Here is a 16,600-nt window from a genome sequence, read left to right as displayed (position 1 = left end):
TACGCCTGGCATGACAGCTATGACCCCCGGCTCGAACATCCCCCTCGCCGTCACCCGGGTGGCGGTGGACGTCTCCGCGCCCGTGCGGCTCGACGTATCGGGCCTGCTGCTCACCGCCGAAGGCAAGGTGCGCTCCGACGACGACTTCATCTTCTACAACCAGCCCTCCGGCCCCGGTGTCACCTACCGGTCCGGCGGCGGCACCGCCCCGGACGCGGTGATCGTGGACACCGCCGCCGTGCCGCCGGCCATCGAGAAGATCGTCGTCACCGCCAGCCCGGACGCGGCGGGGCAGACCTTCCAGGGCATCGAGCCGACCGCGACCATCCGCGACGCCGACGGCGGCGCCGTCCTCGCCACCTTCACCCCGCCGCGGCTGGGCGCCGAGGCGGCGCTGGTCGTGGTGGAGGTGTACCGCCGGGGCGGCGCCTGGAAGGCCCGCGCGGTCGGCCAGGGGTACGCCGACGGGCTGGCGGGGATCGCGACCGACTTCGGCGTGTCGGTGGAGGAGGAGCCGGCCGCGGCGGCGGCCCCGGCGCCCGCCCCGGCACCGGTGGCGGCGGCGCCCGTGACCCCGGCGCCGGCCCCCGCCGCGCCCGCCACGCCGCCGGCCGCCCCCGCCTCCACCGGGAAGATCAACCTCGACAAGGGCCGCGTCAACCTCCAGAAGAACCAGACCGTCTCCCTCGTCAAGGGCGGCCGCCCGCTGCTCTCCCAGGTCAAGATGGGCCTCGGCTGGGAGCCCGCGTACCGCGGCAAGGACATCGACCTCGACGCCTCCGTCATCGCGTACGGCCCGCAGCGCAACCACCTGGACAGCTGCTACTTCGGCAAGCTGTCCATCCTGGGCGGCGCCGTCAAGCACTCCGGCGACAACCTCACCGGCGAGGGCGCCGGCGACGACGAGGTGATCACGGTCGACCTGGGCCGGCTGCCGGCCGACGCGACGGGCCTGGTCTTCACCGTCAACTCCTTCTCCGGGCAGAAGTTCACCGAGGTCGCCAAGGCCTACTGCCGGCTGATGGACGCGGCCACCGGCGAGGAGCTGGTCCGCTTCGACCTCACCACCGCCGAGCCGCAGACCGGCGTGATGATGGCGAAGCTCATCAAGCAGTTCTCGGGCGAGTGGGAGATGACCGCGATGGGCGAGTTCGTCAAGTCGCGCACGGTCCGCGGCATGGTGAAGCCTGCGGCGCAGGCGCTGTGACACCCGCGCCCCTGATACCCCCGGCGGACGGCGCGGCCCCCTCTCCCCCCGTGGCGTTCCCCGCCACCGGGCGCCGCGTCCTGGTCAGCGGCGCCTCGCGAGGTCTGGGCCGCGCCGTCGCCCTGGCCTTCGCGGCCAACGGCGACCGGGTCGCGGTCCACTACAACGCCCGAGGCGAGGAGGCGCGGCGCACCCTGGAGTCCCTCCCGGGCACGGGCCACGCCCTCGCCCCCGGCGACCTCTCCGACCCGGCGCAGGCGGCCCGCGTCGCGGACGCCGCGGCGGACGCGCTCGGCGGCCTGGACGTCCTGGTCAACAACGCGGCGGTCAACATCCGCCACCCCCTCGCCGAGACGCCGTACGACGCGTGGGTGGCGCTCTGGCAGCAGCACGTCTCCGTCAACCTGCTCGCCACGGCGAACCTGAGCCACCTCGCCGCGCGCCGCATGATCGACCAGGGCACGGGCGGCCGCATCGTGAACATCGGCTCCCGCGGCGCCTTCCGCGGCGAACCGGACCACCCGGCCTACGGCGCCACCAAGGCCGCCGTCCACGCCCTGGGCCAGTCGCTGGCGGTCTCCCTGGCGCCGTACGGCATCGCGGTCGCCTCCGTCGCACCCGGCTTCTTCGCCACCGAGCGCGTCGCGGACCGGCTGACGGGCCCGGAGGGCGAGGCGATCCGGGCGCAGAGCCCCTTCGGCCGGGTCGGTACGGCGGAGGAGATCGCGGCGGCGGTCCGGTGGCTGGCCTCACCGGAGGCCGAGTGGTCCTCCGGCACGATCCTGGACCTCAACGGCGCCTCGCACCTGCGCGGCTGAGTCGGGCCGGGCGGTACGCCGCGGGCTGGTGGCCGACCGGCAGGACGGCCGAAAGCCGGAAGCCGCCGCCCGCGGGGCCCGCGCCGAGCCCCCTCCCCAGGGGCACAGGGCACAGGCCCCGCGGCAACGCGAGCCCCCGCGGCTCACGCGCCCCCGCGCGACCGCGCCTTGAACGCGGCCTTCCGGGCCGCCTTCGCCACCCGCTTGTCGCGGTGCAGGCGGCCCATCGCCTCCAGCACCTCCGGCGTCGCCGGGTGCTCGACGCGCCAGGCGGTGTCGAAGAAGCCGCTGTGCTGGCCCGTCAGGCCCTCCACCAGGTCCTGGAGCTCCTCCAGTTCGCCCTGCGCGTCCAGCTGCGCCGCGATCGTGTCGATGGCCAGCCAGAAGATCATCGACTCCGGCGGCGCGGGCACGTCCGCCGCGCCCCGCTCCGCGAGCCACACCCGCGCGAGACCGCCCAGCTCCGGGTCGTCCAGCACCTCCCGTACCGCCGGCTCCGCCTCCGGGCCCGCCAGGGTGAGCGCCTGCTGGCAGTGGAGCCGCCGCAGGGGGGAGCCCGCGTCCGTGCCCTTCGCGGCGGCGAGCAGCTCGCGCGCCGCGGCCACCGGCTCCCGCCGGGCCAGCCACTCCCGCGTCTCGGCCCGCGCGGCCCCCTCGGGGAAGTGCGCGACGCCCGCCAGCAGCACCTCCGCACCCTTGTCCGCGAGGTCGCCGACCGCCGGCGCGGCCACACCGGCGTCCAGCATGCGCGCCCGGATGCCGTACAGGCCCAGCGGCGTGAGCCGCACCATCCCGTACCGCGACACGTCCTCGTCGTCGCCGACCGCGACCGGCTCGGCGTCGCCCGCCTCCGCCATCAGCGCCTCGTCGACGGGCGTGTACTCCACGAGCCCGATCGGCTCCAGCACCCGGAACTGGTCGTCCAGCCGCATCATCGCCTCCGACACCTGCTCCAGGATGTCGTCGGTCGGCTCCCCCATGTCGTCCGGAAGGATCATCGACGCGGCGAGCGCGGGCAGCGGCACCGGTCCCGGCGCCCGGCCCGTCTCCCCCGCGCCGCTCTCCGAGACGGTCAGCAGGTACAGGTTGCCGAGGACCCCGTCGAGGAACTCGGCCTCCCCCTCCGGGTCCCAGTCCAGCGCCTCCAGGTCGATCCGGCCGTCCTCGCCGATGACGTCCGCGAGGTCGTCGAGCAGCGGCGCGGTCGCGTCCGCGAACACCGTCTCCAGGCCGTCCAGCCACAGCGCCAGCACGTCCTGCGGCGAACCGCCGGTGATCAGCGGCAGGTTCTCCCCCGCCGCGACGGTTCCCTCGCCCTCCTCCTCCGGGTCCTCGACCTCCACCAGCCCGGTGTCGACGGCGACCCGCCACGCCTCGCTGGCGTACGCCGCGCCGTCCTCGTCCGCGGGCAGCCCGAGCACCTCGGCGGCGGCCGGCAGCAGCTCGTCGACGAGTTCGCCCCCGGCGCCGACCCGCGTCCCGGGCCCCGCCCAGCGGGCGAGCCGGACGGCCCGGGCCAGCAGCGGGGCGGCGAGCGCGTCGCGCGCCAGCTCCGCGTCCGAGGGCAGCCGCACCGGCGGCAGGGTGGGGCGGTCTGACGACATCAGGGGTCTCTCCTCGGGGCGCGGAAGGGTCCAGGCGGCCCCCAGCGTAGACGCATTTGGGTGCATGTCCGGTGGTTCATGTACCGGTCAACCCCCGTACACCCGCCAACCCTTGACAACTGCCCCGCACACACAAGACATTGACGCGCGTAGATCTCTTACCCGGATCACACCCCCACCTCCCACCACCATCGGAGCCTCTTCATGCGTCCTTCTCCCCTGCCGAGAACCGCCGCCGTCTCGGCCGTCGTCGCCGCCGCGCTCGCCGCGGGCCTGCTCGCCGCGTCCCCGTCCGCGTCCGCGTCGGGCAGCGAAACGGCCGCCGAGGCGATACGCGTGCACGACATCCAGGGCTCCACCCGCATATCCCCCCTCGCCGGCCGCCAGGTCACCGCCGTCCCCGGTGTCGTCACCGGTGTCCGCACGTACGGCTCCAAGGGCTTCTGGATCCAGGACACCCAGCCCGACGCCGACCCCGCCACCAGCGAGGGCCTGTTCGTCTACACCGGCTCCACCCCCACCGTCGCCGTCGGCGACGCGGTGACGGTCTCGGGCACGGTCACCGAGTACGTCCCGGGCGGCACGTCCTCCGGCAACCAGTCCCTCACCCAGATCAGCAAGCCCACCGTCACGGTGGTCTCCTCCGGGAACCCGCTCCCCGCGCCCACCACCCTCTCCGCGCACTCCGTGCCGTCGGTGTACGCGCCCGAGGGCGACCCGGCGGCCGGCGGCTCCATCAACGGCCTGCCGCTGCGCCCGGGTTCGTACGCCCTGGACTACTTCGAGTCGCTGGAGGGCACGAACGTCCGCATCGGCTCCTCCCGGGTCGTCACCGCCAGCAACGAGCACGCCGAGTTGTGGGTGACGGTGAAGCCGCACGAGAACCCGAGCGCCCGCGGCGGCGCGGTCTACGGCTCGTACACCTCCCAGAACACCGGCCGTCTGAAGATCCAGTCGCTGGCCCCGCTCGCCCAGCAGCCGTTCCCCAAGGCGAACGTCGGCGACTGGCTGACCGGCACGACCGAGGGCCCGCTGGACTTCAACCAGTACGGCGGCTACACCCTCACCGCCCGCACCCTCGGCACGCTCGCCGACCGGGGCCTGGAACGCGAGGTCACCGAGCGGCAGCACCGCAGTGAGCTGGCGGTGGCCACGTACAACGTCGAGAACCTCGACCCGGGCGACCCGCAGGAGAAGTTCGACGCGCTGGCGAAGGCGGTCGTGGAGAACCTCGCCTCGCCCGACATCCTGGCGCTGGAGGAGATCCAGGACAACAACGGCCCGAAGAACGACGGCACGGTCGCCGCCGACCAGACGCTGAAGAAGTTCACGGACGCGATCGTCTCGGCCGGCGGCCCGGCGTACGAGTGGCGCACCATCGACCCCGCCAACAACAAGGACGGCGGCCAGCCGGGGGGCAACATCCGGCAGGTGTTCCTCTTCAACCCCGAGCGCGTGTCCTTCACCGACCGCGCGGGCGGCGACGCGGCGACGGCGACCGGGGTCGTCCGGGAGAAGGGCCGCGCGGCGCTGACGCACTCCCCCGGCCGGATCGACCCGGCGAACCCCGCCTGGGACAACAGCCGCAAGCCGCTGGCGGGCGAGTTCACCTTCCGGGGCCGGACGGTCTTCGTGATCGCGAACCACTTCGGCTCGAAGGGTGGCGACGAGTCGCTGGTCTCGCACCACCAGCCGCCGAACCGTTCCTCCGAGACGAAGCGCCTCCAGCAGGCCCAGTCGGTCAACGCCTTCGTGAAGGACATCCTGAAGGCGCAGCGCACCGCCGACGTCGTCGTCCTCGGCGACATCAACGACTTCGAGTTCTCGGCGACGACGAAGGCCCTGACGGACGGCGGCGCGCTGTACCCGGCGGTGATGTCCCTGCCGCGCAGCGAGCGCTACTCGTACGTCTTCCAGGGCAACAGCCAGGTGCTGGACCAGATCCTGACCAGCCCGTCGATCCGGCACTTCGCGTACGACAGCGTGCACATCAACGCCGAGTTCGCGGAGCAGAACAGCGACCACGACCCGCAGGTGCTGCGCTTCCGCCCGTAAGGCCCTCGGTCACGCGCCCGGGCTGAGACTCAGCGCGGGCGCGTACCGCTTGACCACGCTCCCGACGAAACCGGGGTAGGACTGCACCTTGGCCCACTGGGGGGTGAGCGACCCCACCCCGTTCCCGGGGCCGGCGAGCGCGTTGATGTGGGCCTGGGCGCTGTCCCACTCGGCGTAGTTGAGGACGCGAGTGCCGTCGAGGCTGATGTGGAAGTGCGCGGAGATACCGCCGGGGTGCGGGCGCGGGTCGGTCTCCAGCGCCTCGAACACCCCGTCGACCCAGTCCCGCTGCCGCGCGGCGTCCGCGCCCTCGAACTCGACGTCGACGATGACGACGCATCCCGGCACGCGGCTCTCGCCCCCCGCCGGCCCGGACGTGCGGTAGAGCTCGTACGAACGGAGCTCCACGCGCTCGATGCCGGGCACGGCGGCGTCGATCTCGCCGTTGCGATCGTCGCGGTGGCGGGCGACGAACTCGCGGTACGCCTCCTCGTCGCGCCACTGGGAGTAGTGGAGGAGGGTGTCGCCGTCCTCCCCGGTGTACACGGTGTACGAGAGGAGGCCCTCGAACGGCCAGTCGCGGCTCTGCCACGTCCTGGCGAGGGCCTCCACGGCAGCGCGCTGCCGCTCGGGCGTCCCGACGCGCCAGGTGCTGACCATGACGGCACCGACGCCGGGCCGGGTGAGGGCGGGACGGGCGTCGGTGCCGAACATCGCGAGCGTCGTACGCGCCATGGCTGTTGCCTCTCGGTTCACTGCCGCCCCCGTTCGGTGCGGCCGAAACCCCATGATCAAACGTCAAGCACGCTTGAGGTCAACAGCCGGCGCTGACGGATTCTCACCCCGGCCAGGTACCGGTCAGCCGCCGGACCCCGACGGCGCCGGAGCGGTCCACGGCCGCCTTGACGACGGCGAAGATGGCGCCCTCGATCGCGGCCGCCAGCAGGATCTCCTTCCACTGGCGCTCCTCGTCCATGGCGTCCGGGGCGTCACCGTTTCCGACCGCCGCCCAGGCCCGTGAGAAGAGGGTGCTCGCGATGGCACCGCTCGCCATGCCGAGGAGGATGCCGACGGGCCGGTAGAGGAGTTTCTGCTTCCTCTTCTTCTTGTGCTGCTTCTTCTGCTTCTTCTGCTTGTCTTCCTTGTCGGCCATCCGCAGGCTCACCCCCACTTACCGCTGCGCCGCAGCTGCCAGAGCACGACCCCCGCGACCACCATGGCGGCGACGGCCGCGAGAACCGGACGCGGGTGGTTGCGCACGGGCTCGGGGGTCTTGTCGTGCACCAGGTGGGCGGCGCGCGCCTTCACGTCGGTCCTGGCCATCAGCTGGTCGATCGTCTCTCCCAGCTCCTGCCGCTTGCGCGCCGCTTCGCGCCGCAGCTCGTCAGGTCCGGGCGCCTTCCGCGTCTCCCGTGTCATCGGTGGACCCTCTCCTTGATCTCGTGGACGTCCGAACGCATCCCGTCGATCGCCCGCTCGGGCTTGGGCGGCACCGCGGCCTTCAGCTGCTTGCGGCCGAGGAGGGCCAGAATGCCGGCGAGCACCAGGAACACTCCGGTCGCGATGAGCACCGAGGCCCATACGTCGAGGGCCAGGTTCAGCAGCGCGGCCACGGTGGCCCACACCCCGATCAGCCCGACGTACCCGACCGCCGCCGCGGCTCCGAGCATGCCGCCGCCCTTGCCGGCGCGTTTGCCCTTCTGCATCATCTCGGCCTGCGCGGTGCGCATCTCGGTCCTGACCAGGTCCGTGAGCTGCTCCGACGCCTGCTTCACCAGCTCGCCGACCGACGGTTCTCCGGCCATGGCAACGCCTCCCATCTCGTACGGGGAGGATCGAGTACCCGATCGTCGGCGCTCGGAACTCCCCTACGACCGTTCAGCACTGCTTCCCTTTGGGGGTAAGCAAATCTAAGTAGACCTTCACATTCGCTACCGGTCACACTGCGTGCATGATCCCCACCACCCCCGACGCCCCGCCCTTCGGCCGCGCGCAGTGCGCGATGGTCACGCCCTTCACCGCTTCCGGCGAGCAGCTGGACCTGGACCGGGCGCAGGAGCTGGCGGCGCACCTGGTCGCCGAGGGCTGCGACGGACTCGTCCTGAACGGCACGACCGGTGAATCCCCGACGACGAGCGACGCCGAGAAGGCCGCGCTGGTACGGGCGGTCCGCGACGCCGTCGGTACGCGCACGGCCCTGGTGGCCGGGGTCGGCACGGCGGACACCCGCCACACCGTCGAGCTGGCCCGCCAGGCGGAGGCGGCGGGCGCCGACGGCCTCCTCGTGGTCCCGCCGTACTACAGCCGCCCGCCGCAGGCGGCGATCGAGGCGCACGTCCGGCGGGTGGCGGACGCGACGGGCCTGCCGCTGGCGCTGTACGACATCCCGGGCCGCACGGGCGTCCGCATCGAGCCCGAGACGGTCCTGCGGCTCGCGGACCATCCGCGGATCGTGGCGGTGAAGGACTGCGCCTACGACCTGCTGGGCTCGGCCAAGGTCATGGCGCGCACGTCACTGGCGTACTACTCGGGCTGCGAGGAGCTGAACCTCCCGCTGTACGCGATCGGCGGCGCGGGTTTCATCAGCACGGTCGCGAACGTGGCTCCGGGCCCCACCCGTGCGGTGTTGGACGCCTTCGACGCGGGCGACACGGCCCTGGCGGCCCGTCTCCACCAGCGCCTGCTGCCGCTGACGGAACGGATGATGGCGTCGGGCCTGCCGGGCGCGGTGACGGCCAAGGCCCTCCTCTCCGCCGGCCCGGTGCGGGAACCACTGCAGCCCGCCGACCGGCGGGCGGTCGACGGGCTGCGTGCGGCGTACGAGGAACTGCTCCGGCAACCGGCTCAGGAGCCGGTCACCCGATTGCTCCCGAGGATCGAGACGTGCTCCAGCACGTCCTCCATCGGGTCGTCGATCTGACCGATCGACAGCAGGGTGATGCGGTGCCCGTTGTCGGACCCGCTGTGACTCTCATCGGCCTGAGCGGCCGCGCCGGACCAGAACACGGCCGCCAGCGCGAGCACTCCGGGAACGATCAGCCTGCCGGTCTTCATATCAGCCGTCCCTCGCCTTGCCCATTCGTGTGATACGCGCCGACCTGTTTATCCGTCCTACGGACGGAAAGGTCACGCGAGGTCGTGCGAAGTCACCCGAATCAGCGGCCCTGGCCGGCGGCTCAGTTGTGGCTGTGCAGGATGTCGTTGAGGCCGCCCCACACCGCGTTGTTCGGGCGGGCCTCAACGGTGCCGGTGACCGAGTTGCGGCGGAAGAGGATGTTCGAGGCCCCGGAGAGCTCGCGGGCCTTGACGATCTGGCCGTCGGGCATGGTCACGCGCGTGCCCGCCGTGACGTACAGGCCCGCCTCGACGACGCACTCGTCGCCGAGCGCGATGCCGACGCCCGCCTCCGCGCCGACGAGGCAGCGCTCGCCGATGGAGATGATGACGTTGCCGCCGCCGGAGAGGGTGCCCATGGTGGAGGCGCCGCCGCCGATGTCGGAGCCGTCGCCGATGACGACACCCGCGGAGATGCGGCCCTCGACCATGGAGGTGCCGAGGGTGCCGGCGTTGAAGTTGACGAAGCCCTCGTGCATGACGGTGGTGCCGGAGCCGAGGTGCGCGCCGAGGCGGACGCGGTCGGCGTCGGCGATGCGGACGCCCGTGGGGACGACGTAGTCCGTCATGCGCGGGAACTTGTCGATGCTGGTGACCTGGAGGTGCAGGCCCTCGGCGCGGGCGTTCAGCCGGACCTTCTCGACGTCGTCGACGGCGACGGGGCCGAGGCTCGTCCAGGCCACGTTGGCGAGGTGCGCGAAGATGCCGTCGAGGTTCTGCCCGTGCGGCTTGACCAGCCGGTGGCTGAGCAGGTGCAGCCGCAGGTAGACGTCGTGCGCGTCGAGCGGCTTCTCGTCGAGGGAGCTGATGACGGTGCGTACGGCGACGACCTCGACGCCCCGGCGGGCGTCGACGCCGATGGCCTTGGCGGCGCCTTCTCCGAGGAGGTTGACGGCCTGGTCGGAGGTGAGCCGCTCGGTCCCGGCCGGCCCGGCGGCCTCGGTGAGCTCGGGCGCGGGGAACCAGGTGTCGAGAACGGTGCCGTCGCCGGCGATGGTGGCGAGGCCGGCGGCGACGGCGCCGGTGGTGCGAGGTGCAGACGGTGCAGAAGTCATGCAGGAAACCTAACCGCCGGTCCCCCGCTCAGGCGAACCGGTCTCACTGTACGGAGAAACGGCCGTGCCCTCCGGAAACGAACCGGAGGGCACGGCCGTAACAGGTCGCGAAGGGGCTCGGCTCAGACGTTGAAGCCGAGAGCGCGCAGCTGCTCCCGCCCGTCGTCCGTGATCTTGTCCGGGCCCCACGGCGGCATCCAGACCCAGTTGATCTTCAGCTCGCGGACAATGCCGTCCGTCGCCGACTTCGCCTGGTCCTCGATCACGTCCGTCAGCGGGCAGGCCGCCGACGTCAGCGTCATGTCGAGGGTCGCGATGTTGGAGTCGTCGATGTGGATGCCGTAGATGAGGCCGAGGTTGACGACGTCGATGCCCAGCTCGGGGTCGACGACGTCGTACAGCGCCTCGCGGATCTCTTCCTCGGTCGCCGGCTTCATCGGGGCCGCGTCGGCCGTCGCGACCGCCTCGGCCGCCTCGGCTGCTTCCACGGTCTCGGCCGTCTGGTTCTCGGTCATGCGGTCTTCCTCTCCGCGCCCTCACCCATCACCTGGGCCGTCGCGTCCTTCCAGGCCATCCAGCTCAGCAGGGCGCACTTCACCCGGGCCGGGTACTTGGAGACGCCGGCGAACGCGACCGCGTCCTCCAGCACCTCCTCCATGGCGTCGTCCGGCTCGATCCTGCCCTTGGACTGCATCAGCTCCAGGAAGGTGCCCTGGATCTGCTGCGCCTCGGCGAGTTCCTTGCCGACGAGGAGTTCATTCAGTACGGAGGCCGACGCCTGGCTGATGGAGCAGCCCTGGCCCTCGTACGAGACGTCCGCGATCCGCGTGCCGTCGTACTTCACGCGCAGCGTGATCTCGTCACCGCACGTCGGGTTGACGTGGTGCACCTCGGCGTCGCCGTCCCGCAAGCCCCGGCCGTGCGGGTTCTTGTAGTGGTCCAGGATGACGTCCTGGTACATCGAATCCAGCTTCACACCCGCTCCTAGCCGAAGAAGTTCCGGACGTGCTCCAGGCCCGCCACGAGGGCGTCCACCTCGGCCGGCGTGGAGTACAGATAGAACGACGCCCGCGTGGTCGCAGGAATTCCGTACCGCAGGCAGACCGGGCGGGCGCAGTGGTGCCCGACACGGACGGCGATGCCCTGCTCGTCGAGGACCTGACCCACGTCGTGGGGGTGGATGTCGCCGAGCGTGAAGGAGATCGCCGCGCCGCGGTCCTCGGCCGTCACCGGGCCGATGATCCGCAGGTCCGGGACCTCCCGGAGGCGCTGGATGGCGTACTCCGTGATCGCGTGCTCATGCGCGGCGATCTTGTCCATGCCGATCGAGGAGAGGTAGTCCACGGCCGCGCCGAGGCCGACGGCCTGCGCGATCGGGGGCGTACCGGCCTCGAACTTGTGCGGGGCGGGGGCGTACGTCGACGAGCTCATGGAGACCGTCTCGATCATCTCGCCGCCACCGAGGAACGGCGGGAGGTCCTCCAGCAGCTCCTGGCGGCCCCACAGCACGCCGATGCCCGTCGGGCCGCACATCTTGTGGCCGGTGAAGGCCACGAAGTCGGCCTGGAGCGCCTGCACGTCCAGCGGCATGTGCGGGGCGGCCTGCGAGGCGTCGATCAGCACCAGGGCGCCGACGTCCTGGGCGCGGCGCACGATCGCCTCGACCGGGTTGACGGTTCCCATGATGTTGGAGACCAGCGTGAAGGAGACGATCTTCGTCTTCTCGGTGATGATCTCTTCGATGTTCGACAGGTCGAGCCGGCCGTCGTCGGTCAGCCCGAACCACTTCAGCTTCGCGCCGGTGCGCTGCGCGAGCAGCTGCCACGGAACGATGTTGGAGTGGTGCTCCATCTCCGTGATGACGATCTCGGTCTCGTGGTCGACCCGGTAGGGCTCGTCGGCCCAGCCCAGCATGTTCGCCACGAGGTTGAGCGACTCCGAGGCGTTCTTGGTGAAGATCACCTCGTTGCGGCTCGGCGCGTTGATGAAGGCGGCGACCTTGTCGCGCGCGCCCTCGTACAGCGCCGTGGCCTCCTCGGCCAGCACATGCACGCCGCGGTGCACGTTGGCGTTGTGCTGTTCGTAGTACTCACTCAGCACGTCGATGACCTGGCGCGGCGTCTGCGAGGTCGCCGCGTTGTCCAGGTACACGAGCTTCTTGCCGTCGTGGAGCACCCGGTCGAGGATCGGGAAGTCCTTGCGGATCGCCTCGGTGTCGAGAAGGCCCGGCAGCTGTGTCACGCGGATGCGCCACCCTTCGTGTACGACTCGTAGCCCTCGGCCTCGAGCTTGTCGGCCAGCTCGGAGCCGCCCGACTCGACGATCTTGCCGCCGGCGAAGACGTGGACGTGGTCCGGCTTGATGTAGCGCAGGATGCGCGTGTAGTGCGTGATCAGCAGCGTGCCGACCTCGCCGGTCTCGCGGACGCGGTTGACGCCCTCGGAGACGATGCGCAGGGCGTCGACGTCGAGGCCGGAGTCGGTCTCGTCGAGAATCGCGATCTTGGGCCTGAGGAGCTCCAGCTGGAGGATCTCGTGGCGCTTCTTCTCACCGCCGGAGAAGCCCTCGTTGACGTTGCGCTCGGCGAAGGCGGGGTCCATGTTGAGGCGCTGCATGGCCTCCTTGACCTCCTTCACCCAGGTGCGGAGCTTGGGGGCCTCGCCGCGGACGGCGGTGGCGGAGGTGCGCAGGAAGTTGCTCACCGAGACACCCGGGACCTCGACCGGGTACTGCATGGCGAGGAAGAGGCCCGCGCGGGCGCGCTCGTCGACGGACATCTCCAGGACGTCCTCGCCGTCGAGGGTGACGGTGCCGCCGGTGATCGTGTACTTGGGGTGACCCGCCAGCGAGTACGCGAGCGTCGACTTGCCGGAGCCGTTGGGGCCCATGATGGCGTGGGTCTCGCCCTGCTTCACGGTCAGGTCGACGCCCTTGAGGATCTCCTTCGTGGCGTTGTCGGCCTCGACGGAGACGTGCAGGTCGCGGATTTCAAGCGTTGCCATGGGTGACTCAGGACTCCTGGGTGACGGAGACGAGCACATCGTCCCCTTCGATCTTTACGGGGTATACGGGGACGGGGCGCGTCGCGGGAAGGCCGGACGGCTTGCCGGTGCGGAGGTCGAAGGCGGAGCCGTGCAGCCAGCACTCGATCTGGCAGTCCTCCACCTCGCCCTCCGAGAGCGAGACGTTCGCGTGCGAGCAGATGTCGTGGATCGCGAACACCTCCCCCTCGGTGTGGACGACGGAGACCGGCGTGCCGTCGATCTCCACCCTCTTCGGGGTGTCCTCCTCCAGCTCGCTCAGGCCACAGGCGCGGACGAAGGGCATCAGAGCGACGCCTCCAGCTCGGCCTCGATCTTGGCGATGAGACGCTCCTCGACGTCCGGCAGGCCGATCTGCTGGACGAGCTCCGCGAAGAAGCCGCGGACGACGAGGCGGCGGGCCTCGATCTCCGGGATACCGCGGGCCATCAGGTAGAAGAGCTGCTCGTCGTCGAAGCGGCCGGTGGCGGAGGCGTGACCGGCGCCGGCGATCTCGCCGGTCTCGATCTCCAGGTTCGGCACGGAGTCGACGCGGGCGCCGTCCGTCAGAACCAGGTTGCGGTTCATCTCGTACGTGTCGGTGCCCTCGGCCGCGGCCTGGATGAGGACGTCGCCGATCCACACGGCGTGCGCGTTCTCGCCCTGCAGCGCGCCCTTGTAGGCCACGTTGGACTTGCAGTGCGGGGTGTTGTGGTCGACCAGGAGGCGGTGCTCCTGGTGCTGGCCCGCCTCGGTGAAGTACAGGCCGAACAGCTCCGCCTCGCCGCCGGTCGCGGCGTACTTCACGCGCGGGTGCAGGCGGACCAGGTCACCGCCGAAGGTGACGACGACCGACTTGAAGGAGGCGTCCCGCCCGACCAGCGCGTTGTGCTGGCCGACGTGGACGGCCTTCTCGTCCCAGTCCTGGATGGAGACGACGGTGAGCTTGGCGCCGTCGCCGAGGAGGTAGTCGACGTTGGCGGCGAGCACCGCGTCACCGGTGTGGTCGATGACCACGACGGCCTCGGCGAAGGCGCCGACCTCGATGACCTGGTGGCCGAAGGCGGTGCCGCCCTGGCCGTGCACGGAGATCCGGACCGGCTCGGTGAGCACGGTCTCCTTGGGCACGGTGACGACCGAGGCCTTCTCGAAGGCGGAGTACGCCTGGGCGGCGACCCGGTCCACCGGGGTACCGGCCTTGCCGAGCCGCGCGTCGTCGCGGCCGACGGTCTCGACGGTGACACCCTCGGGCGCCTCCACCTCGACGCGTACGCCGTCGCCGGTGGCGACCGCGGTGCCGTCGTGCAGGCCGCGCAGCCGCTCCAGCGGCGTGAACCGCCACTCCTCCTCGCGGCCGTGCGGGACGGGGAAGTCCGCGACGTCGAAGGACGGGGGCGCGCTCATGCGGGTGGCGACGGTGGACTCGGCGGCCACCGCGATGGAGCCGGCGGTGGTGGAGCCCGCCGGGATGTTCTGGGCCTCAGCCATGGCTGTCGTGTTGCTCTCTTCCTACGTAAAGACTGGTACGGACGGCGGGGGCGGCGTCAGCCGACCGCACCCTCCATCTGCAGCTCGATCAGCCGGTTGAGCTCCAGCGCGTACTCCATGGGCAGCTCCTTGGCGATCGGCTCGACGAAGCCGCGCACGATCATCGCCATCGCCTCGTCCTCGGAGAGGCCGCGGCTCATCAGGTAGAAGAGCTGGTCCTCGGAGACCTTGGAGACGGTCGCCTCGTGGCCCATGGACACGTCGTCCTCGCGCACGTCGACGTACGGGTACGTGTCCGACCGCGAGATCGTGTCGACGAGCAGCGCGTCGCAGAGCACGTTCGACTTGGAGCCCGGGGCACCCTCGCCGATCTCGATGAGACCGCGGTAGGAGGTGCGGCCGCCGCCTCGCGCCACCGACTTGGAGACGATGTTGGAGGAGGTGTTCGGGGCCATGTGGACCATCTTGGCGCCGGCGTCCTGGTGCTGGCCCTCGCCCGCGAAGGCGATGGACAGGGTCTCGCCCTTGGCGTGCTCGCCCATCAGGTAGACGGCCGGGTACTTCATCGTGACCTTGGAGCCGATGTTGCCGTCGACCCACTCCATGGTCGCGCCCTCGTACGCCACGGCGCGCTTGGTGACCAGGTTGTAGACGTTGTTCGACCAGTTCTGGATCGTCGTGTAGCGGCAGCGGCCGCCCTTCTTGACGATGATCTCCACGACGGCGCTGTGCAGCGAGTCGGAGGAGTAGATCGGGGCGGTGCAGCCCTCGACGTAGTGGACGTAGGCGTCCTCGTCGACGATGATCAGCGTCCGCTCGAACTGGCCCATGTTCTCCGTGTTGATGCGGAAGTAGGCCTGGAGCGGGATGTCGACGTGCACGCCCTTCGGCACGTAGATGAAGGAGCCGCCGGACCACACCGCGGTGTTCAGCGACGCGAACTTGTTGTCGCCGACCGGGATGACCGTGCCGAAGTACTCCTGGAAGAGCTCCGGGTGCTCCTTGAGCGCGGTGTCCGTGTCGAGGAAGATCACGCCCTGGGCCTCCAGGTCCTCGCGGATCTGGTGGTACACGACCTCGGACTCGTACTGCGCGGCGACACCGGCGACGAGGCGCTGCTTCTCCGCCTCCGGGATGCCGAGCTTGTCGTACGTGTTCTTGATGTCCTCGGGCAGGTCCTCCCAGGAGGCGGCCTGCTTCTCGGTGGACCGGACGAAGTACTTGATGTTGTCGAAGTCGATGCCCGACAGGTCGGAGCCCCAGTTCGGCATGGGCTTCTTGTCGAAGAGGCGCAGACCCTTGAGACGCAGCTTCAGCATCCACTCGGGCTCGTTCTTCTTCGCGGAGATGTCGCGGACGACGTCCTCGGAGAGACCGCGCTTGGCGGTGGCGCCGGCGGCGTCCGGGTCGGCCCAGCCATATTCGTACCGACCCAGGCCCTCGAGCTCGGGGTGGCTGATCTCGGTGGTCATGCGGGGTTCCTCCCGGCCGTGCTTGCGGATGCTGTTGGTGTGGTGTGCGTGGTGTGCGGGATGTACGTCGTGCAGACCCCGTCGCCGTGGGCGATGGTCGCCAGTCTCTGCACGTGCGTCCCGAGCAGCCGGCTGAAGACCTCGGTCTCCGCCTCGCACAGCTGCGGGTACCTCTCGGCGACGTGGGCCACGGGGCAGTGGTGCTGGCACAGCTGCTGTCCGACCGGCGCGTTGCGCGCCGTGGCAGCGTACCCGTCGGCGCTCAGCGCCTTCGCGAGCGCCTCGGCGCGCTCCTCGGGCGCCGCGGCCTCGACGGCCTCGCGGTACGCCTCCGCCTGGGCCTCGATCCGGTCGCGCGCGAACGCGGCGACGGCGGCTTCCCCGCCCGCGTTCTGCTCGATCCAGCGCAGGGCCTCGACGGCGAGAGTGTCGTACGACTGGTCGAAGGCGTCCCGGCCGCCGTCCGTCAGGGCGAACACCTTGGCCGGGCGGCCGCGCGTGCGCGCGCCGTAGACGCGCTGTTCGCGCGGGGCGACGACGTCGTCGGCGACGAGCGCGTCGAGATGGCGGCGGACGGCGGCCTGCGTGAGGCCGAGCCGCTGAGCCAGCTCGGCCACCGTGGACGGCCCGTGGTCCAGGATGGACCGCGCGACCCGGTTGCGCGTGGAGCGCTCCCCGGTCGCGAGCTCCTCCGCTGGAGCCTGCTGGGCGTGGCCGACGTTTTTCACAACGCCATTGTTGCGTAATTCGCGAGAGAGTGACAAGCG

Annotated in this window: 19 protein-coding genes; 4 read left to right on the top strand and 15 right to left on the bottom strand. The window is 71.1% G+C overall.

What is annotated here, in order from left to right:
• Positions 1 to 10: 10 nt before the first annotated feature.
• Together ACIRNI_RS11965 and ACIRNI_RS11960 are read left to right on the top strand one after the other, a co-directional pair.
• The gene (locus ACIRNI_RS11965; RefSeq protein ID WP_403550630.1) at positions 11 to 1,207 is read left to right on the top strand and encodes a TerD family protein; all 1,197 of its coding nucleotides are present in this window, start codon (positions 11 to 13) and stop codon (positions 1,205 to 1,207) included.
• 50 nt (positions 1,208 to 1,257) lie between these two features.
• The gene (locus tag ACIRNI_RS11960; RefSeq protein WP_403550628.1) at positions 1,258 to 2,025 is read left to right on the top strand and encodes an SDR family NAD(P)-dependent oxidoreductase; all 768 of its coding nucleotides are present in this window, start codon (positions 1,258 to 1,260) and stop codon (positions 2,023 to 2,025) included.
• A gap of 143 nt (positions 2,026 to 2,168) precedes the next feature.
• Here the strand turns inward: ACIRNI_RS11960 and ACIRNI_RS11955 are convergent, their stop codons facing one another.
• A complete protein-coding gene (locus ACIRNI_RS11955) occupies positions 2,169 to 3,629 on the bottom strand; it encodes a hypothetical protein (protein WP_403550626.1) in 1,461 nt (486 codons plus the stop codon).
• A gap of 204 nt (positions 3,630 to 3,833) precedes the next feature.
• Between ACIRNI_RS11955 and ACIRNI_RS11950 the strand changes: the two genes are divergently transcribed.
• Positions 3,834 to 5,684: an endonuclease/exonuclease/phosphatase family protein gene (locus ACIRNI_RS11950; RefSeq protein WP_403550624.1), complete on the top strand. Its 1,851-nt coding sequence runs from the start codon at positions 3,834 to 3,836 to the stop codon at positions 5,682 to 5,684.
• 9 nt (positions 5,685 to 5,693) lie between these two features.
• On the opposite strand, the gene ACIRNI_RS11945 is transcribed toward ACIRNI_RS11950, so the two are convergent.
• From ACIRNI_RS11945 to ACIRNI_RS11930, 4 genes are all read right to left on the bottom strand, one after another.
• Positions 5,694 to 6,419, bottom strand: a complete 726-nt coding sequence (locus ACIRNI_RS11945) for an antibiotic biosynthesis monooxygenase (RefSeq protein ID WP_403550622.1) — start codon at positions 6,417 to 6,419, stop codon at positions 5,694 to 5,696.
• A gap of 103 nt (positions 6,420 to 6,522) precedes the next feature.
• A complete protein-coding gene (locus ACIRNI_RS11940; RefSeq protein ID WP_403550620.1) occupies positions 6,523 to 6,837 on the bottom strand; it encodes a DUF4235 domain-containing protein in 315 nt (104 codons plus the stop codon).
• An 8-nt stretch (positions 6,838 to 6,845) separates the two neighbouring features.
• Positions 6,846 to 7,103, bottom strand: coding sequence for a DUF3618 domain-containing protein (locus tag ACIRNI_RS11935; protein WP_403550618.1), 258 nt, complete (start codon positions 7,101 to 7,103; stop codon positions 6,846 to 6,848).
• Positions 7,100 to 7,489, bottom strand: a complete 390-nt coding sequence (locus tag ACIRNI_RS11930; protein WP_403550616.1) for a phage holin family protein — start codon at positions 7,487 to 7,489, stop codon at positions 7,100 to 7,102. The genes ACIRNI_RS11935 and ACIRNI_RS11930 overlap by 4 nt, the downstream gene beginning before the upstream one ends.
• A gap of 146 nt (positions 7,490 to 7,635) precedes the next feature.
• Here ACIRNI_RS11930 and dapA point away from each other — a divergent pair, with 146 nt between their 5' ends.
• The gene (gene dapA / locus ACIRNI_RS11925) at positions 7,636 to 8,604 is read left to right on the top strand and encodes a 4-hydroxy-tetrahydrodipicolinate synthase (RefSeq protein ID WP_403550614.1); all 969 of its coding nucleotides are present in this window, start codon (positions 7,636 to 7,638) and stop codon (positions 8,602 to 8,604) included.
• Here dapA and ACIRNI_RS11920 read toward each other — a convergent pair.
• The 10 genes from ACIRNI_RS11920 to ACIRNI_RS11875 form a co-directional block, all read right to left on the bottom strand.
• Entirely contained in the window at positions 8,529 to 8,738 is a 210-nt protein-coding gene (locus tag ACIRNI_RS11920) for a hypothetical protein (protein WP_355360198.1), read from the bottom strand. The genes dapA and ACIRNI_RS11920 overlap by 76 nt on opposite strands.
• Positions 8,739 to 8,860: 122 nt before the next feature.
• The gene (gene dapD, locus ACIRNI_RS11915; protein ID WP_361414855.1) at positions 8,861 to 9,853 is read right to left on the bottom strand and encodes a 2,3,4,5-tetrahydropyridine-2,6-dicarboxylate N-succinyltransferase; all 993 of its coding nucleotides are present in this window, start codon (positions 9,851 to 9,853) and stop codon (positions 8,861 to 8,863) included.
• Positions 9,854 to 9,975: 122 nt separating this feature from the next.
• Complete coding sequence (locus tag ACIRNI_RS11910; protein ID WP_403550869.1) at positions 9,976 to 10,290, bottom strand: metal-sulfur cluster assembly factor; 315 nt, start codon at positions 10,288 to 10,290, stop codon at positions 9,976 to 9,978.
• 74 nt (positions 10,291 to 10,364) lie between these two features.
• Positions 10,365 to 10,829: a Fe-S cluster assembly sulfur transfer protein SufU gene (sufU, locus tag ACIRNI_RS11905; protein ID WP_356642822.1), complete on the bottom strand. Its 465-nt coding sequence runs from the start codon at positions 10,827 to 10,829 to the stop codon at positions 10,365 to 10,367.
• A gap of 8 nt (positions 10,830 to 10,837) precedes the next feature.
• The gene (locus ACIRNI_RS11900) at positions 10,838 to 12,094 is read right to left on the bottom strand and encodes a cysteine desulfurase (RefSeq protein ID WP_403550613.1); all 1,257 of its coding nucleotides are present in this window, start codon (positions 12,092 to 12,094) and stop codon (positions 10,838 to 10,840) included.
• A complete protein-coding gene (gene sufC / locus ACIRNI_RS11895) occupies positions 12,091 to 12,855 on the bottom strand; it encodes a Fe-S cluster assembly ATPase SufC (protein WP_403550611.1) in 765 nt (254 codons plus the stop codon). The genes ACIRNI_RS11900 and sufC overlap by 4 nt, the downstream gene beginning before the upstream one ends.
• A gap of 7 nt (positions 12,856 to 12,862) precedes the next feature.
• Positions 12,863 to 13,180, bottom strand: a complete 318-nt coding sequence (locus tag ACIRNI_RS11890) for a non-heme iron oxygenase ferredoxin subunit (RefSeq protein WP_355360183.1) — start codon at positions 13,178 to 13,180, stop codon at positions 12,863 to 12,865.
• Complete coding sequence (gene sufD / locus ACIRNI_RS11885; protein WP_403550609.1) at positions 13,180 to 14,361, bottom strand: Fe-S cluster assembly protein SufD; 1,182 nt, start codon at positions 14,359 to 14,361, stop codon at positions 13,180 to 13,182. Before sufD ends, ACIRNI_RS11890 begins: the two co-directional genes overlap by 1 nt.
• Positions 14,362 to 14,417: 56 nt before the next feature.
• Positions 14,418 to 15,833 (bottom strand): Fe-S cluster assembly protein SufB, encoded by a 1,416-nt coding sequence (sufB, locus tag ACIRNI_RS11880; protein WP_355360177.1) that lies wholly within the window; start codon positions 15,831 to 15,833, stop codon positions 14,418 to 14,420.
• Positions 15,830 to 16,561, bottom strand: coding sequence for an ArsR family transcriptional regulator (locus tag ACIRNI_RS11875; RefSeq protein ID WP_355360174.1), 732 nt, complete (start codon positions 16,559 to 16,561; stop codon positions 15,830 to 15,832). Before ACIRNI_RS11875 ends, sufB begins: the two co-directional genes overlap by 4 nt.
• Between the last annotated feature and the right edge of the window lie 39 nt (positions 16,562 to 16,600).

This window comes from Streptomyces sp. NPDC093546 (assembly GCF_044765045.1).
Lineage (GTDB): Bacteria > Actinomycetota > Actinomycetes > Streptomycetales > Streptomycetaceae > Streptomyces.
This window is presented reverse-complemented; position numbering and strand designations above follow the sequence as displayed.

Excerpts from the sequence above, each read along its gene's own strand:
- ACIRNI_RS11945 (WP_403550622.1), bottom strand. The coding sequence starts at position 6,419 with ATGGCGCGTACGACGCTCGCGATGTTCGGCACCGACGCCCGTCCCGCC.
- dapD (WP_361414855.1), bottom strand. The coding sequence starts at position 9,853 with ATGACTTCTGCACCGTCTGCACCTCGCACCACCGGCGCCGTCGCCGCC.
- ACIRNI_RS11950 (WP_403550624.1), top strand. The coding sequence starts at position 3,834 with ATGCGTCCTTCTCCCCTGCCGAGAACCGCCGCCGTCTCGGCCGTCGTC.
- ACIRNI_RS11955 (WP_403550626.1), bottom strand. The coding sequence starts at position 3,629 with ATGTCGTCAGACCGCCCCACCCTGCCGCCGGTGCGGCTGCCCTCGGAC.
- sufB (WP_355360177.1), bottom strand. The coding sequence starts at position 15,833 with ATGACCACCGAGATCAGCCACCCCGAGCTCGAGGGCCTGGGTCGGTAC.
- sufD (WP_403550609.1), bottom strand. The coding sequence starts at position 14,361 with ATGGCTGAGGCCCAGAACATCCCGGCGGGCTCCACCACCGCCGGCTCC.
- ACIRNI_RS11965 (WP_403550630.1), top strand. The coding sequence starts at position 11 with ATGACAGCTATGACCCCCGGCTCGAACATCCCCCTCGCCGTCACCCGG.
- ACIRNI_RS11890 (WP_355360183.1), bottom strand. The coding sequence starts at position 13,180 with ATGCCCTTCGTCCGCGCCTGTGGCCTGAGCGAGCTGGAGGAGGACACC.
- ACIRNI_RS11920 (WP_355360198.1), bottom strand. The coding sequence starts at position 8,738 with ATGAAGACCGGCAGGCTGATCGTTCCCGGAGTGCTCGCGCTGGCGGCC.
- dapA (WP_403550614.1), top strand. The coding sequence starts at position 7,636 with ATGATCCCCACCACCCCCGACGCCCCGCCCTTCGGCCGCGCGCAGTGC.
- ACIRNI_RS11910 (WP_403550869.1), bottom strand. The coding sequence starts at position 10,290 with ATGAAGCCGGCGACCGAGGAAGAGATCCGCGAGGCGCTGTACGACGTC.
- sufC (WP_403550611.1), bottom strand. The coding sequence starts at position 12,855 with ATGGCAACGCTTGAAATCCGCGACCTGCACGTCTCCGTCGAGGCCGAC.
- ACIRNI_RS11940 (WP_403550620.1), bottom strand. The coding sequence starts at position 6,837 with ATGGCCGACAAGGAAGACAAGCAGAAGAAGCAGAAGAAGCAGCACAAG.
- ACIRNI_RS11930 (WP_403550616.1), bottom strand. The coding sequence starts at position 7,489 with ATGGCCGGAGAACCGTCGGTCGGCGAGCTGGTGAAGCAGGCGTCGGAG.
- ACIRNI_RS11935 (WP_403550618.1), bottom strand. The coding sequence starts at position 7,103 with ATGACACGGGAGACGCGGAAGGCGCCCGGACCTGACGAGCTGCGGCGC.